Origin of the sequence: Faecalibacterium intestinale (assembly GCF_040096575.1) — a bacterium.
GTDB classification, from domain to species: domain Bacteria; phylum Bacillota; class Clostridia; order Oscillospirales; family Ruminococcaceae; genus Faecalibacterium; species Faecalibacterium intestinale.
In genome coordinates this window covers 27,885-43,782 of the sequence record NZ_JBBMEN010000013.1, presented here as the reverse complement: position 1 = coordinate 43,782, position 15,898 = coordinate 27,885, and the positions used below count along the sequence as shown (strand labels likewise).

At 57.6% G+C, this 15,898-nt stretch carries 13 protein-coding genes; 8 read left to right on the top strand and 5 right to left on the bottom strand.

Annotated features, from left to right (window positions below):
* Window positions 1–21 precede the first annotated feature (21 nt).
* A complete protein-coding gene (locus tag WMO20_RS09575) occupies window positions 22–804 on the top strand; it encodes a ZIP family metal transporter (RefSeq protein ID WP_097770701.1) in 783 nt (260 codons plus the stop codon).
* A gap of 196 nt (window positions 805–1,000) precedes the next feature.
* Complete coding sequence (locus WMO20_RS09570) at window positions 1,001–1,468, top strand: hypothetical protein (RefSeq protein WP_349186681.1); 468 nt, start codon at window positions 1,001–1,003, stop codon at window positions 1,466–1,468.
* A 98-nt stretch (window positions 1,469–1,566) separates the two neighbouring features.
* Here the strand turns inward: WMO20_RS09570 and WMO20_RS09565 are convergent, their stop codons facing one another.
* The 4 genes from WMO20_RS09565 to WMO20_RS09550 all read right to left on the bottom strand — a co-directional run bounded on the left by WMO20_RS09565 (window position 1,567) and on the right by WMO20_RS09550 (window position 4,539).
* Window positions 1,567–2,475 carry a sugar ABC transporter permease gene (locus WMO20_RS09565; RefSeq protein WP_349186680.1) on the bottom strand — a complete coding sequence of 303 codons (909 nt, stop codon included), beginning with the start codon at window positions 2,473–2,475 and terminating at the stop codon, window positions 1,567–1,569.
* Entirely contained in the window at window positions 2,472–2,930 is a 459-nt protein-coding gene (locus WMO20_RS09560) for a hypothetical protein (protein WP_349186679.1), read from the bottom strand. Before WMO20_RS09560 ends, WMO20_RS09565 begins: the two co-directional genes overlap by 4 nt.
* A 117-nt stretch (window positions 2,931–3,047) precedes the next feature.
* Window positions 3,048–3,491 carry a type 2 periplasmic-binding domain-containing protein gene (locus WMO20_RS09555; RefSeq protein ID WP_349186676.1) on the bottom strand — a complete coding sequence of 148 codons (444 nt, stop codon included), beginning with the start codon at window positions 3,489–3,491 and terminating at the stop codon, window positions 3,048–3,050.
* A gap of 346 nt (window positions 3,492–3,837) precedes the next feature.
* Window positions 3,838–4,539: a GntR family transcriptional regulator gene (locus tag WMO20_RS09550; protein ID WP_349186674.1), complete on the bottom strand. Its 702-nt coding sequence runs from the start codon at window positions 4,537–4,539 to the stop codon at window positions 3,838–3,840.
* Window positions 4,540–5,034: 495 nt separating this feature from the next.
* On the opposite strand from WMO20_RS09550, the gene WMO20_RS09545 reads away from it, so the two are divergent.
* From WMO20_RS09545 to WMO20_RS09530, 4 genes are all read left to right on the top strand, one after another.
* The gene (locus WMO20_RS09545) at window positions 5,035–5,841 is read left to right on the top strand and encodes an AAC(3) family N-acetyltransferase (protein WP_349186672.1); all 807 of its coding nucleotides are present in this window, start codon (window positions 5,035–5,037) and stop codon (window positions 5,839–5,841) included.
* A gap of 315 nt (window positions 5,842–6,156) precedes the next feature.
* A complete protein-coding gene (locus WMO20_RS09540; protein WP_349186669.1) occupies window positions 6,157–8,025 on the top strand; it encodes an extracellular solute-binding protein in 1,869 nt (622 codons plus the stop codon).
* Between the two features lie 5 nt (window positions 8,026–8,030).
* Window positions 8,031–10,979 (top strand): response regulator, encoded by a 2,949-nt coding sequence (locus WMO20_RS09535; protein WP_349186668.1) that lies wholly within the window; start codon window positions 8,031–8,033, stop codon window positions 10,977–10,979.
* Between the two features lie 350 nt (window positions 10,980–11,329).
* Window positions 11,330–12,355, top strand: coding sequence for a hypothetical protein (locus WMO20_RS09530; protein WP_316540871.1), 1,026 nt, complete (start codon window positions 11,330–11,332; stop codon window positions 12,353–12,355).
* A 118-nt stretch (window positions 12,356–12,473) separates the two neighbouring features.
* Here WMO20_RS09530 and spoIID read toward each other — a convergent pair whose 3' ends face one another.
* On the bottom strand, window positions 12,474–13,487 hold the full coding sequence (spoIID, locus tag WMO20_RS09525; protein ID WP_349186667.1) for a stage II sporulation protein D: 1,014 nt from the start codon (window positions 13,485–13,487) through the stop codon (window positions 12,474–12,476).
* A gap of 232 nt (window positions 13,488–13,719) precedes the next feature.
* Between spoIID and WMO20_RS09520 the strand changes: the two genes are divergently transcribed.
* Window positions 13,720–15,090, top strand: a complete 1,371-nt coding sequence (locus tag WMO20_RS09520; RefSeq protein ID WP_112091272.1) for a citrate synthase — start codon at window positions 13,720–13,722, stop codon at window positions 15,088–15,090.
* Window positions 15,090–15,875 carry a hypothetical protein gene (locus WMO20_RS09515; protein WP_349186665.1) on the top strand — a complete coding sequence of 262 codons (786 nt, stop codon included), beginning with the start codon at window positions 15,090–15,092 and terminating at the stop codon, window positions 15,873–15,875. Before WMO20_RS09520 ends, WMO20_RS09515 begins: the two co-directional genes overlap by 1 nt.
* Window positions 15,876–15,898: the final 23 nt, after the last annotated feature.

Here is a 15,898-nt window from a genome sequence, read left to right as displayed (position 1 = left end):
ATAACCGCAAGGAGGTACTACATGATACAAGACGCATTCTGGGGGATCTTGATCCCGTTTCTGGGCACAAGCCTTGGAGCAGGCTGTGTATTCTTTTTAAAAAACTCTTTGCGTGACGGCATCCAGCGCGCCCTCACCGGCTTTGCCGCCGGGGTCATGGTGGCGGCATCGGTATGGAGCTTGCTGATCCCGGCCATGGAGCAGGCCGCAGATCTGGGCAGACTGGCGTTTTTCCCGGCGGCGGTGGGCTTCTGGCTGGGCATCCTGTTTTTGCTGCTGCTGGATCATCTCATCCCGCATCTGCACCAGAACAGTTTGCAGGCCGAAGGGCCAAAAAGCCAGCTCCAGCGCACCACCATGATGGTTCTGGCGGTAACACTGCACAACATCCCGGAGGGCATGGCGGTGGGCGTGGTCTATGCCGGATATCTTGCCGGAACTGCTCAGATCACCGCCGCCGGGGCGCTGGCGCTTTCCCTTGGTATTGCCATCCAGAACTTCCCGGAGGGTGCCATCATCTCCATGCCGCTGCGGGCGGAAGGAATGAAGAAAGGCCGGGCGTTCTGGGGCGGCGTGCTGTCCGGCATCGTAGAGCCCATCGGGGCAGTGCTGACGATTCTGGCAGCAGGCATCGTGGTGCCCGCTTTGCCCTATCTGCTCAGCTTTGCCGCCGGAGCCATGCTGTATGTGGTGGTGGAGGAACTGATCCCGGAAATGTCGCAGGGACAGCACTCCAACGTTGGCACGGTGTTTTTTGCGGTAGGCTTCAGCGTGATGATGGTGCTGGATGTGGCACTGGGGTGACGGTTTGAGGGCTCCCGAAAGCGAAATCTTTTTCAAAATTTGACAAATAATTCTCAATTTTAGCATCAAGCAGTACGTTTCCCGCGCCGACTGGGAGGGCACTCTGCCCACCACCCGCACCGATGGCAAGACTGCAAGCGCAGAGACCGTTGCCGCCAAGGAGAACACCCCCTACTGGCTCATTCTGCTGGCCATCGTGGACAGCATCCTGCTTATTGCCATCGCGCTGCTGATCCTCAAGCGCATCCCCGCCGGTAAAAAGCTGGGCAAGGGCGCAAAGGCCGGTATCTGCGTGGGCATCGCTGCCGTGGTGGCACTGGTGTTCTGGGCCATGTTCTTCCGCAGCGGCAGCGCACCGGCAGCGGCAGCTTCCTCTGAGAGCGCAGCCGCTTCCGAGACTGCCGAAAGCACCGCAGCTTCGGAAGAAGCAAAGGACGGCCTGTTTATGGAACTGTCCCAGACCGACGCAGGCGGCTGGCTGGGCTGCCACATCTACCTGATGGAGGACGGCACCTTCTCGGTGGCTTATGACTACACCGCCGACAATGCCGGGATCGAAGCTGCCAAGGGCACCTATGTGGACAACGGGGACGGCACCCTGACCCTGACCGCAGCGGATGGCACGGTGCACACCGCCGCCGCTGCTGCCAACAAGGCAAACTGATCTTTCATCAGCACAAATAGGATAAAAGCAGCGCCCCACAGGCACATTCGGCTTGTGGGGCGCTGCTTTTTATGATGAAGGAGAAAGAAGATATCGTTTTAACCCTTGTCCGCGCCGGTGGTGATGCCCTCGACGTAGAACTTCTGCATGATGACGAACAGGATGGAGATGGGGATGGACACCAGCACGCCGCCTGCACAGAAGAGCGCAAAGTAGTTGTTGATCAGCGTTTTCTGCAGCATATTGTACAGACCAATGGCCACCGTCCAGTCGGCAGAAAGGCCGGAGTTCAGGATCATCTTGGCCATCACGAAGTCCGTCCACGGTACCATGAAGGAGCTGATGATGGTGTACACCAGAATGGGTCTGGACATGGGCAGAACGACTTGGAAGAATACCCGGGCATCCGATGCGCCGTCCAGCTTTGCGGCCTCCCGCAGGGAGACGGGGATGGTATCAAAGAAGCCCTTGCAGATCAGATAGCCAAGACCGGACGAACCGGCGTAGACCATGATAAGACCCGCGTAGGAGTTGGTCAGGTTGAGGTACTTCAGCACAAAGTAGACCGCGATCATGGCCAATACGCCCGGGAACAGGTTGACGATGACCGAGAGGTTCTGCAGCAGCTTGCGCCCCTTGAACCGGCAGCAGCTCAGTGTGTAGGCCACCATCAGCACAAAGCAGGTGGAGATGACGCAGTTGAAGCAGGCCACCACAAGGGTGTTAGTGAACCAGCGCGGGAACTGCGCCACAGAATCCGGGTGGAACAGGATGTTGACGTAGTTGCTTATGGTGTAGCTTGCCGGGAAGAACCGCCGCACATTGATGCCCCGGTCGGTGGAAAAGGAGGTGACCAGCAGCCGCAGAATAGGCACCAGCCAGATGCCTGCCAGCAAGGCCAGCAGCAGATGCCGCAGAATGCTGCGGACTTCCCGGAGGATGCGCCCGCGGCGCAGCTGCGCCGCAGTTTCCGTCCGGCGTGCCGGAGAAACAGTTGCCTGTGTCAAGAGAATGTCGCCTCCTTTTTATTAAGGAACCGGAAGCAGACCAGCGTGAACACAGCACAGATGATGAACACCATAATGCCGATGACAGCGGCCATCTTGTAGTTGTACTGCTCCTGCGTCAGGCGGAACAGCCAGGTGACCAGCAGATCCACCTCTTTGGCGCTGGAGGATGCCAGCGCCTGATTCTTTGTGATGTAAACGTCCTGCGTAAGCAGATAGATGACGCTGAAGTTGTTGACGTTCTTGACGAAATCCGTGACCAGTGCAGGTCCCTGCACCAGCGTTACCAGCAGCGCCTTGATGAGCTGGCCGTGGCCGATGTAGCCCAGACCCCAGACAACGAGGGACAGCTTTGTAAAAATATCTCCGTGAACGAATGCGTGACCGAACTTCTGAAGGAAATTCGGCTCCCGGCCATCCGCCCGCAAGGGCGGCGTAAGGACCATTTCTGCCACAGAAGTCAACTCCTTTCTTGTTGCAGAGGGCTTTACAGCAAACAGGATACTGCTTTTTCTTGCGATAAAAGGCGGGCACACCGCATTCTGCCGCGTGCCCGCCGGAAAAACCAAAGCTTACTGTGCCACAGGTGCGGTGATACCGGCCACGGCGTCATCCACCAGCTTGTAGCCGGAGAAGGAGCCCATCTGGGTCTGTGCGCCGTTCAGGGTGTAGGTGGGCAGCTTGGTGGCGGCGTAGCCTTCGCCCCATGTCTCCTCGGCGGTGCTGGCGTTCCAAGTGCCGGAGATGGCGGCGCAGCAGCTGCCGTCCTTGATGGCGGAAACAATGTCGGCATCCGCGCCGGACTTGAAGCCGGGGTTTGCGGTGATGTCCAGAATGGCCTGCGTTACATCTGCACCGGGAGCCTCGTTCCAGTTGCAGACAGTGTTGATGCCGTCCTCTGCCAGTGTTGCCACCAGACCGGCACCGGCGTAGAAGCTGTAAATGTACCATGCATCATTCACGCTCATCATAAATTTCTTCCCGGCGGCAGCAGCCTTTTCCAGCATGGTGTCCATGGTCTGCGCAACTTTAGCGCAACCTCCGCCGCACAAAGAGCAAAAATGCCTGCTCCGAAAGAAGGAGCAGGCACAGAAAACGCGTTATTTGATGCTGCGGGAGCGTTCCATCCACTTGGTAGAATCCCGCAGGATGACCTGATAGCCTTCCAGCTGCCGCATGACCGTTTCCTTAAATTTTATAGCAGTTTGCATTTTTAATGCACAAGCAACATCCGCAAACTGCATATCGCAAATATGCTGTTTTGATAGACACTATTTCTGAAAATTGCGATAAAATAATATTCCTTTAAATAGGCCCAGAGCGCAAGCGGAGGACATTGAAAACCGTTTTGTGCAGCTGCCTTTATTTATTGCTTTCCGGCAGCTTGAAGTAGACGCGGTATTCGTCCGAGTAGATCTTGCTGCCCATGCGGCTTACGCCGCCGTACAAGTGGGTGCGCATCAGCGGCTCAATGGCGTCCAGATCTTTCTCCCGCAGAATACGCAGCATCTCGGCGTGCTCGCTGACAACGCTGGACACGTTGCGTGCGCCCACGATGTCCAGACGGATAAAGCGGGAATAGTCTGCCTGCGGGCGGGTCATCTGCTCCCAAAGGTACTCCTTGCTGGTTTTGCGGAACCAGTACGCGTGCATGGCAAGGTCACAGCTGAGGAAGTGGTTGAAATCAAAATTTTCCGGGTCACTGCGCCCCGCAGCGGCCTCCAGCAGCATATTATAAAGGTGCTCCAAAGCAAGGATCTCCATGGGCGAGCAGCTCTGCACAAAATCCCGGAACACCATGCCCTCCACCGCAACACGCTGGAAGATGAGCTGATCCACCACGCCGATGTCGATGGTGGTAACGATGGTGCCCTTGCAAGGGATGATCTGCACAAAGCGGTTCTGCTCCAGCCGCTGCAAAACGCTGCGGATGGGGGTGCGCGAAACACCGAACCGCTTGCACAGCTGGTTTTCGCTCAGCGCTTCCCCGGGCAGGATCTTCAGGGCACAGATCTCGTCCTCGAGAATATGATAAAGCTCATCCGTGTGCTGTAATGTAGCCATAGTCGTTCTCCATTTATCCGGTAAATTAAGCTTAATATCATTGTACCGTCCCGGCAAACGAATGTCAATGCTGGAACGGAACTTTATTTGACAGCTTGTATACAAGCTTTTGCGCTTGCGTACGGAACTGCTTATGAAACGGGAAAATTGATATACCACTTCATAATGCGGGAAAAGTGCTGATGGAATGCCGTGATAAAGCGGATGCTGTACGGGATGTACAAAGAAAACAGAAAATAACTGTCAAATGCTATAATTGCAAAGCGCTGCGGTTTTATGGCGGCAGCACGGCGGGATAAAATGCTGTATACAAGGTTTTGCTAAAAAGGCTGAAAGGGGCCAAATACCCTGCATACACCGGAGCGTTACCGGAAAATACAGCAGGAAATGTGCTTTTTTGTGTATTGCGGGGATACTGTGCTGCTGCGGGCTTGCCTTGCTGCGCAAAAGGCGGTAAACTGAGGGCAGGCAAAACGCCCGAAAAGGAGAGACGACATGGCATATACAAAGGCTGACCTCAAGCACGACCTTGCAGCAATGGGACTGACAGGAAACGAGACCATACTGATCCATTCTTCCATGAAGTCCATCGGCACGGTGGAGGGCGGTGCGGACACAGTTCTGGACGCGCTGATGGAGTTTTTTGCGGAGGGCTTGCTGCTGCTGCCCACCCACACATGGCGGTTTATCAATGAGGAGAACCGGATGTTCGATGTGTGCCGCAGTCCGTGTTGTGTGGGTATTCTGCCGGAGCTGTTCCGGCAGCGCCCCGGGGTGGTGCGCTCGCTGCACCCCACCCACAGCATGGCGGCTTACGGCAAGGACGCGGCTGCTTACATAGAAGGGGAGCTGGACGCCAACACCCCCTGCACCCCCGGCGGCTGCTACGACCGGTTGCGGGCAGCTCACGGCAAGGTGCTGCTGCTGGGGGTGACCCACGCCCGCAACACCTTTATCCACAGCGTGGAGGAGGTGCTGAACGTCCCGAACCGCCTGACCGACAAGCCCCTGCTGCTGACCGTGGCGGACGAAGCCGGGGCGCAGCACACCGTCTATATGCGCCGCCACTACAACGCGCAGCAGCCGCACATCTCGGAGGATTTCGTCAAGCTGGAGCAGGCGTATCTGGACTGCGGCGCAGCCCGGAACACGAAATTCGGCGATGCAGCCTGCATTTTGTGCGATGCTGAGGGGCTTTTCCGGGTCACCCGCCATGTTCTTGCCCCAAATCCCGAAGCCTTTGTCACAGAGCCTGTCATCCCGGCGGAGCGCTGGCAGGCGCTTTGCACCGGCAAAACCTAAAACCCTCCCGGTCATTGCAGCACGATGCCGGAGCTGCCGCAAAGAAATCGGATACGCGTGGTTTTTATGGATAAATATGTGAAAATTTGTTGAAAAAATTTCCTGATAATGGTAAAATAATTGTATGTCTCTATTGCGCTGTGCCTTTTCGCGGGAAAGGAAAAGTGCAAAACAGGAAGCACACAAAAAATTGCGGCATCATTTCCGTGGGCGGGTTTTAAAGCGCACACTCTTGCGGGCGGTGATGTACGATTGGTGAGCATAGCAGCTTTGCCGCAAAGCGGCAGCTGCCCAAGAGTTGTGAGGAGAATGAATTTGACGAACAAAAGAACATTGCGCCGCCTTATTTCCGTGCTTGCGGTACTGGCGCTGGGGCTGTCCCTGCTGACCGGCTGCGGCACAAAAAGCCCGGAACAGGTACAGGAGCAGGAGGATGCCCAGACCATTCAGGTGTATCTGTGGAGCAATAGCCTGTACGAAAGCTATGCTCCCTATGTCCAAGCGCAGCTGCCGGACGTGAATATTGAGTTCATCGTGGGCAACAACGATCTGGATTTTTACAAGTTTTTGCAGCAGAACGGCGGTCTGCCGGATATCATCACCTGCTGCCGGTTCTCGCTGCACGATGCTGCCCCGCTGAAAGACAGTCTGATGAACCTTGCCCTGACCAACGAGGCGGGCGCTGTGTACAACACCTACCTCAACAGCTTTAAAAACGAGGACGGCAGTGTGAACTGGCTGCCGGTGTGTGCGGATGCCCACGGCTTTGTGGTCAACCGCAGCCTTTTTGAGCAGTACGATATCCCGCTGCCTACCGATTACGCAAGCTTTGTGGCGGCCTGTCAGGCGTTTGAAGCGGTAGGCATCCGGGGTTTTACCGCTGACTATGCCTACGATTACAACTGTATGGAAACGCTGCAGGGGCTTTCCGCCGCCGAGCTTACCACTACGGAAGGGCGCAAGTGGCGCACCGCTTACAGCGACCCCGCCAGCACCGTGCGGGTGGGTCTGGACGATGCCGTGTGGCCGGGGGCCTTTGAGCGGATGGAGCAGTTCATTCAGGATACCCACCTTACGGCGGACGACCTTGCCCTGACCTACGACGACGTGACCGGGATGTTCCGCAACGGGGAAGTTGCTATGTACTTTGGCAGCTCTGCCGGCGTGAAGATGTTTCAGGATGAGGGCATCGACACCATTTTTATGCCCTTCTTCTGCCAGAACGGCGAAAAGTGGATCATGACCACCCCGTATTTCCAAGTTGCCCTGAACCGAGATCTCGAGCAGGACACCGCGCGCCGCGAAAAAGCCATGAAGGTGCTGAACGTCATGCTCTCGGAGGATGCGCAGAACCGCATCGTTGCCGACGGACAGGACGTGCTGAGCTACAGCCAGAACGTCCCCCTGCGCCTGACCGATTACATGAAGGACGTGCGCGATGTGGTGGAAGAAAACCATATGTATATCCGCATTGCTTCCAACGATTTCTTTGCCATCTCCAAGGATGTGGTCTCCAAAATGATCGCGGGCGAGTACACGGCAAAACAGGCTTACCGGGCGTTCAATGCGCAGCTTCTTGCCGAAGAGGAGCCCGCTGCGGACGAGACCGTGCTGACCAGCGAGAAGAGCTATTCCAACGTGTTCCACGCAAACGGCGGCAACGCTGCTTTCTCCGTTATGGCAAACACGCTGCGCGGCGTTTACGGCACGGATGTGCTGCTTGCCACCGCAAACAGCTTTACCGGCAGTGTGCTGAAGGCAGATTATAACCAGAAAATGGCGGATTCCATGATCATGCCCAACAGCCTGATGTCCCGCCAGCGCACCATGACCGGCGCTGAGCTGAAGGAAACTGTCCGCGCTTATGTGGAAGGCTGCGAGGGCGGCTTTGTGCCCTTCAATCGTGGCTCTCTGCCGATAGTCAGCGGTATTGCCGTGGAGGTAAAGGAGAATAACGGCAGCTATACCCTGACCGGTATCACCCGCAACGGGCAGCCGCTGCGGGATGACGACACCATTACTGTGACCTGTCTGGCAACGTCAAAACAGATGGAAGCGCTGCTTGCGAGCAAGAGCGGCACGTCTGAGGACGGAGACGCGTGGGTGAAAAACACATGGCACGATCACGTCTCCGGCGGCAGTGCAGCGCTTGCAGAGCCTGAAAACTACATGACACTGAGGTGAGCGGAATGGCAGACGAAAAGCGTAAACCAAAACGGAGCTGCCATCCCCGGCAAAAGTGGCTCCCTGCTGCTGCCGCTATCCTTCTGCTGGTCTTGCTGGCAGTCGGGCTCAGCGTGCGGTACATCTCGTTTGTGTCGCAGACCATCTATCAGGAAAGCACCTCGCATCTGGAAGAAGTGCTGCATAAATCCAACAATATGCTAAAAGAGATGGTGCGCAAAAATGTGACCTATCTGCATTTGTACAACGGCTTTTTGGAAAATACCTCGGACGAGGACGAAATTCAGGCGTATATCGAGCAAGCACAGAAGAATACCGGATTTGCCAACTTTTACTTTCTTACCTACGACGGCAACTACATCACCGTGACCGGGGAAACCGGCTATCTTGGCTTGCAGACCAATCTGGACGAAAAGCTTGCCCACGATGAGGATGTCGTTGTGAACACGGCGCTGCCCGGCAAGCCCCAGATGCTTGCGTTCATCTGTCCCGAAACGCAGGGCAGCTACCGGGGCTTTGCCTACGATGCCATTGCCATCTCTTATTATAATGATGCGGTGCTTAGGTTGCTGGACAACTCTGCCTTTGAGGGCAATGCCAGCAACTATGTCATCTACCCGGACGGGCGGGTGGTCATCGACAACTCCGTAAACCGCAAGGAGACCATTTACAATTTCATTGCGATGCTGCGCGACCATTCCGACCTTTCCGAGGAACAGATCACGGAGCTGTCCAATGCCTTTGCGCAGGGCAGCAGCGGAAACCTGAGGGTCAAACTGAGCGACACCAGCTATTATCTGGTCTACGAGGGCACTGCTGTCCAGAACTGGACGATGGTGGGGCTTGTGCCGACCAAGATCGTCAATGCCAGTCTGGACGAACTGTGGTTCCATACGGTGCAGATCGTGGCGGGCATCGTTGCAGGTCTTGCGCTGCTGGTCATTCTGCTCATCGTGCGCAGAAGCCATACAACCCTGCGCCGGAAGAATACCGAGATCTTGTACCGGGATGAGCTGTTCCAGAAGCTTTCGCGTAACGTGGATGATGTTTTCCTGATGCTGGACGCCGAGACCTCCAAGGTGGATTACGTCAGCCCGAACATCGAGCGGCTGCTGGGCATCCCGTGGAGAGAAGTCCGGCAGGATGCCCGTGTTCTGGCAGCGCTGCACCCGAATGGTTTCCCGGAGCGCGACAAAAACTATCTGAAAGGGCTGCTCAGCGGGCAGCAGCGCGAATGGGATTTCGAGTTTGAGCATCGGGAGACCAAGGAGCGCCGCTGGTTCCACGTCATCGCCATAGGCAGCGAGGTGGAGGGCAGAGCTAAGTATATCCTTGTCTTGTCCGACCGCACCGCCGATAAGCAGGTGAATCAGGCGCTTTCCGATGCCGTTGCTGCTGCCGAGACCGCCAACCGCGCCAAGAGCACCTTCCTTTCCAATATGTCCCACGATATCCGCACCCCCATGAACGCCATCATCGGCTTTACTACGCTGGCGCTCAGCAATATCGATGATACAGAGCGGGTGAAGGATTATCTTGGCAAGACCCTTGCATCCAGCAACCATCTGCTCTCCCTCATCAATGATGTGCTGGATATGAGCCGCATTGAAAGCGGAAAGATCCATCTGGAAGAGGTGGAGGTCAACCTTTCGGATGTGCTGCACGATTTGAAAACCATCGTCAGCGGGCAAATTTATGCAAAGCAGCTGGAGCTTTACATGGACGTCATGGACGTGACCGACGAGGACGTCTACTGCGACAAGACCCGACTGAACCAGATTTTGCTGAACCTGCTGTCCAACGCCATCAAGTTTACCCCGGCGGGCGGCACGGTCTCGGTGCGGGTGCGGCAGCTTGCCGGTAAGGTGCATGGCTGCGGGCAGTACGAGTTCCGCATCAAGGATAACGGCATCGGCATGAGCCAGGAGTTTGCCAAAAAGATCTTTGAGCCCTTCGAGCGGGAGCGCACCTCCACGGTAAGCCGAATTCAAGGCACCGGCCTTGGCATGGCCATTACCAAAAACATCGTGGATATGATGGGCGGAACCATCGAGGTGCAGACAGCGCAGGGCAAGGGTACCGAGTTTACCGTCTGCGTGCCCATGCGCGCACAGACCGAGCAGCGCCCGGTGGAAAAGATCACCGAGCTGGAGGGTTTGAAAGCACTGGTGGTGGACGACGACTTCAACACCTGCGACAGCGTGACAAAGATGCTGGTCAAGGTGGGTATGCGCGCCGAGTGGACCCTTTCCGGCAAGGAAGCGGTATTGCGCGCACGGCAGTCCATCGAGATGAGCGATGCCTACCACGCCTATATCATCGACTGGCGCCTGCCGGATATGAACGGCATCGAGGTCACCCGCCGCATCCGCAGTCTGAACGATGATACGCCCATTATCATCCTGACCGCCTACGACTGGTCTGACATTGAGGTGGAAGCAAAGGCTGCCGGTGTGACCGCCTTCTGCTCCAAGCCCATGTTTATGTCCGACCTGCGCGAGACCCTGATGAGCGCCCTTGGTCAGAAGCAGACGGATGCGGCGCAGGGGCTTCTACCGGAAAAGAACGCCGACTTCAAGGGCAAACAGATCCTGCTGGTAGAGGACAATGAGCTGAACCGTGAGATCGCACAGGAGATCCTGCGGGAGTACGGCTTCCTTGTCGATACGGCTGAAAACGGTGCTGTGGCGGTGGAAAAGGTAAGCACCGCAGCGCCGGGCAGCTATGATCTGGTGCTGATGGATGTGCAGATGCCGATCATGGACGGCTATACCGCCACCCGGAAGATCCGCGCGCTGGACGACCCTGCCCGGGCAACGCTCCCGATCATTGCCATGACCGCCAACGCCTTTGACGAGGATCGCCGCAACGCGCTGGAAAGCGGCATGAACGGCTTTTTGTCCAAGCCCATCGTGATCGGCGACCTTGTGCAGGAGCTGCATAAAATTTTGTGACCCGAACGCCTGTCAGAAGCATAAATAATAAAGCACCCGCAGCAGTTTCCCGTTTTTTGCAATGAAATGCAGGGAGAATGCTGTGGGTGTTTTTTGCAGTTTGGCACCCGAAAAACGGGCGAAAAAAGAAATATCTTTTCATATTTGTGCGGTGGGTAGGACGAAATTTTGTCAGATGCGTGGAAAATTGCAGAAAAATTTGTGAAAAGCAGCCAACGGATATCCCCAAAACGTGTTGATATTGAGAAAATAGACGGAAGATTGTTTACAAAAGGATTACAGGCTGGTATACTTTTTAGCGGTAGATCCCTATGAGATCCGCAAAGAAACAAGAAAGGAAATACCGAACCGTGAATACCACCGCACCGCACACCCTGAGAAAACGATTGCTGACCCTGATACTGAGCTTTGCCTTTCTGCTTACCTGTCTGCCCGCTGCACTGGCAGTGGATCTGAACGTGGACGCAGGCTTCTACTTCAAGCAAAGCCGGGGCGGCACCTGCACGCTGGCTTCTGCAGCCATGATGCTGCGCCGCCGTGCCTACTTTGACGGGCTGACCGATTGGACGAACGTGACCGAGAACAGTGTGCGCTCCACAGCATGGGCCAACGGCCTTGCGCACAGCTTTACATATAAGGAAATGCAGGTGGGCTACGCCACCCTGCCCTCCAGCCTGCAAAGCAAAACGGCGGTGCTGATCTCTCTGCTGGAGCAGCACCCGGAGGGCATCGTTCTTTACGACCGTACCCAGCCCCATGCGGTGCTGCTGACCGACTACACCAACGGTATTTTCTATTGCTCCGACCCGGCGGGGAACATCGGCTACGGCCGCATCCCTATTACAAGCTCCAGCGTGTCCATTGCAAGATCTTCCTGCTACTGGTACGTCACCGCAGATCATAACAGCGTGGCGGCACAGGCCGACGGCCTGCGGCTGGAAGGGGTGCGTTACCCGGTAAATCTTCGCACCGGCAGCGGCATGACGCTGACCGGTACAGCCAACAGCGCCACCGGTACTACCCTGACCAGTGTGCAGGTGGCGGTTCTGGACGCAGCTGACCAGACTGTGCAGAGCGCGGCGGCACAGGTGAATGCCGCCGCTTTCTCTCTGAACACGCTGGACAGCCAGATCCGCTTCGGGGAGCTGCCGGAGGGCAGCTACACCTATATGGTGCTGGTGACGGACTCTGCGGGCGAGAGCCTGTGCTTTGCATCGGACTTCACGGTGTCCGGCAGTGCAAGCAGCACCCAGACCTACTGGTCGCTCAAGGACGCCGAGGGCACCAAGCTGCAGCAGACGGTCCAGCAGGTGGAGACCACGGTAGAGACCGCCGCCGAGACCACCGTAAGCTGGTTTGCACAGCTGTTCGGCTGATAAAAATCTGAACATAATTCGGGGCTGCTGCACAAAGCGATGTGCAGCAGCTCCATTTGCGTAATTGCGTAATTCAGGACTTTATTTAAAATAAATTTTCCGCTTTGTTCTGTTGCTATTACCCCCGCAGTTCCGTGCCGGGGTAGTAGTGCGCCAGAATGGCGCGGTAGTCTGCACCCTGCTCTGCCAGCGCCTTTGCGCCCCACTGGCTCATGCCTACGCCGTGGCCGTAGCCCCTTGTGGTAAAGGAGAAGGTGCCGCTTTGCCAGACCACCGTAAAGCAGGTGCTGCGCAGCCCCAGCGCCTTGCGCAGGGCGGTACCCTGCACCGTCTGCCCGCAGACCGGCAGGCTGTCTACATAGCCGGAGGGGGTGAGCATCGGCGTGCCGAACCACTGCGCTTGCTGCGAAAGATCAGCGGTAATACCCAGCCGTTCGGCCAGCAGCTGCTGTAATTGGGCGGCAGAAAGGTTCAGGGTGTATTCATAGTTGTCGGCGGCGGTGTCGGTGCTGCTGTCCACCGGTACAAGATAGGGCAGGGCAGTGCCCCAGACGTTCTCGCTGGCTTCGGTACGGCCATTGGACATGGCAAAGTAGCTTGTCCCGGCGGGGGCGTCCCCATAATACAGCACCTGCGTCTGTACCGCATCCACCAGCGCGGAAAGCCGGGCGTAGTTGGCTGCGTAGGCGGTGCCCCAGTAGCTGTGCAGCACCGCATCGGTCAGGCAGCCCTGCCGCCGGGCGGGGTCTGCGGTGAACCATGCGCCGTTTTCCTCCGTGCTGTGATCCCGGCGGTAAAGGGCATAGCTGTGCGCCGCCACCGCCTGTGCCTTCAGTGCTTCATCCGGCCAGCTGACCGGCATTTCGGCGGCAACCGCCCCGATGAGATACTCCCGCAGCGGCAGCTCCACCGCCTGCCCGGTGCTCTGATCCGTAAAGCAGACGGTATCGGCTGTGTCAGCAGGGGAGGTGGCCTGACCGCTGCCTTCTTCCGAAGCGGCAGAGGATGCTTCTGCTGCGGACGGAGCGGTGCTCTGCGCAAGGGTCATGCGGGCAAGGCGGTAGGCAGCACACGGCAGGGCGCAGCCCAGCACCAGCAGAACGGCGCACAGCAGCAAAAAGGAACGTTTCATACTAGACCTCCTCCTGGAACGCAGGTTTTGGGAACATCATACGCCCGGCGGCGTGCAAACCGGCGGGAAATGCGCAGAGAAAAACCTGCATTTTTGCGCTTTGCGGTGAGAAGTGCGCACTTAGCGCTTGAATTTACTGCACAAAAGCGATATTATAAAAGTATGTCCATCAGAGCGTAGGATGGACGGGATCGGAAAGTATAAAAAGTAAGAGACGGAAAGGAGCACTCCTATGAACTTTGCACACGCAGAAGTGGCAACGCTGGACCCGACGACCATGCGTACCCTGTGCGAGGAGTACATCGCAAACAACTACATCGACCCGGAGACCAGCGAGCGGCTGGGGGTCAAGCGCGGCCTGCGCAACCCGGATGGCACCGGCGTGCTGGCCGGCCTGACCAACGTCTGTGACGTTGTGGGCTACAAAAAGGATCAGGAAGGTCATGTGATCCCCACCCCCGGCAAGCTGATCTACCGGGGCGTCAACATCAACGAAATCGTGGACGAGGCTTACCGCAACGACCGCTTCGTGTTTGAGGAAGTGATCTGGCTGCTGTTGTTCGGCAGCCTGCCCACCCGGGAGCAGCTGGACGATTTCTGCGAGATCTTGGCAGAATCCCGCGCCCTGCCGGACGGCTTCATGGACACTATGAACGCCCCCTCGCCCAATATCATGAACAAGTTGCAGCGCTGCGTGCTGGGCCTGTACTCCTACGACGACCGCGCTGAGGATCTGAGCCTTGAGAACATCCTGAATCAGAGCATCAACCTGATCGCCAGTATGCCCACCATGATGGTGAACGCTTACCAGATGAAGCGCCGTTACTACGATAAACAGAGTATGTTCTTCCACCTGCCCAAGCCCGGCCAGAGCACGGCAGAGCACATCCTCAGCACCTACCGCCCGGATCAGAAGTTTACCCACGAGGAGGCAAAGCTGCTGGATATGTGCCTGCTGGTGCACGCAGACCACGGCGGCGGCAACTGCTCCACCTTTACCACCCGCGTACTGTCCTCCTCCGGCACGGACACCTACTCGGCTATCTCTGCGGCCATCGGTGCCCTGAAGGGCCCCAAGCACGGCGGCGCGAACCTGATGGTCAACCGCCAGCTGCAGGATATCCTCAAGCACGTTGAGAACCCGGAGGATGACGACGAGGTGCGCGAGTATCTGCGCCGCATCCTGCGCAAGCAGGTGGGTGACGGCTCCGGCCTGATCTATGGCATGGGTCATGCGGTGTACACCATCAGCGACCCCCGTGAGGTCATCCTGAAGCAGCGCGCAAAGCATCTGGCCTACGAAAAGGGCTTTGAGGAAGAGTACAATATGCTGTGCAGCATCGAGCGGCTGGCACCTGGCATCTTTGCCGAGGAAAAGGGCAGCTCCAAGCCGGTGTGCGCCAACGTGGACCTGTTCAGCGGCCTGATCTACAATATGCTGGGCATCTCGGAGGATCTGTACACCCCGCTGTTTGCCATCGCCCGTGTGCCGGGCTGGTGCGCACACCGGGTGGAAGAGGTGATCTTCGCCAACCGTATCATCCGCCCGGCCTACAAGTATCTGGGCGTGCGCCAGAAATATAAGCCCATCGAGGAGCGTTAATGAAACCGTTAGAGTTCGTTGTTATCCTGCTCTGCGTGCTGCTTGGCCTTGGCCGCGGCGCAGACCTTGCCTTTGCTACGGACGCCGCCACCGGTCTGTGCACCGCAGGCGCGGTGTGGTGGCGGTATCTTGCCTTGGGCGCTGTGGTGCTGGCCGCAGTGCTGGCTGGCCGCAGCCGCCCGCTGCCCCCGGAGCCGCTGCGCAGCCGCCGCCCGGCGGCAGGCGTGCTGGCGTTTGCGGGGGCAGTGTGTATGCTGGCTGCCGGCGCGGCGCAGTTCGTGTTCGCTGCCGGTACGGTAAGCACCTTTGTACGCATTCTGCTGGAGGTGATCTGTGCCGTGTGGCTGAGCAATCTCGGGCGCAGCTGGCTGCGCGGGGATGGCTGGAAAACGCCTGCCGGCGGTCTGCCACTGGCCATAGCGGGCAGTGCGCTGTTTTACTGGAACGTGCTGATGCGCTTTATGGAGAACAGCTCCAGCTGGCACAGGGTGCAGCCCACAGCAGCGGTCTGGCAGGAGCTGGCGGCGCTGTTGTTTCTGGCGGCGCTGGCGCGCACGCTGTACCTGCCCCAGCCGGAAAACGGCCGCACCCTGCACGCTGCGGCGCTTGCAGCCTTCTGCCTGTGCCTGTGCTGGGAACTGCCCCGGGTGCTTCTGCTGTTGGCAGCGGGTCTTGGCAGCGGCGCTGCGGCGGTGTTGCCGGAACTGCTTTCCGGCCTTGCACTGTGTTGCATCGGCGGTATGGGGCTTGCCTGCATTGGAAAGGAAAAAGCTGGAAATAACTGACAAAACGGCTGTGCACCCTTGGT

What these genes read in the sequence shown, in the direction of transcription:
- WMO20_RS09575 (WP_097770701.1), top strand. Translation starts at nt 22, where the DNA reads ATGATACAAGACGCATTCTGGGGGATCTTGATCCCGTTTCTGGGCACA.
- WMO20_RS09555 (WP_349186676.1), bottom strand. Translation starts at nt 3,491, where the DNA reads ATGGACACCATGCTGGAAAAGGCTGCTGCCGCCGGGAAGAAATTTATG.
- WMO20_RS09550 (WP_349186674.1), bottom strand. Translation starts at nt 4,539, where the DNA reads ATGGCTACATTACAGCACACGGATGAGCTTTATCATATTCTCGAGGAC.
- WMO20_RS09545 (WP_349186672.1), top strand. Translation starts at nt 5,035, where the DNA reads ATGGCATATACAAAGGCTGACCTCAAGCACGACCTTGCAGCAATGGGA.
- WMO20_RS09535 (WP_349186668.1), top strand. Translation starts at nt 8,031, where the DNA reads ATGGCAGACGAAAAGCGTAAACCAAAACGGAGCTGCCATCCCCGGCAA.
- spoIID (WP_349186667.1), bottom strand. Translation starts at nt 13,487, where the DNA reads ATGAAACGTTCCTTTTTGCTGCTGTGCGCCGTTCTGCTGGTGCTGGGC.
- WMO20_RS09520 (WP_112091272.1), top strand. Translation starts at nt 13,720, where the DNA reads ATGAACTTTGCACACGCAGAAGTGGCAACGCTGGACCCGACGACCATG.
- WMO20_RS09515 (WP_349186665.1), top strand. Translation starts at nt 15,090, where the DNA reads ATGAAACCGTTAGAGTTCGTTGTTATCCTGCTCTGCGTGCTGCTTGGC.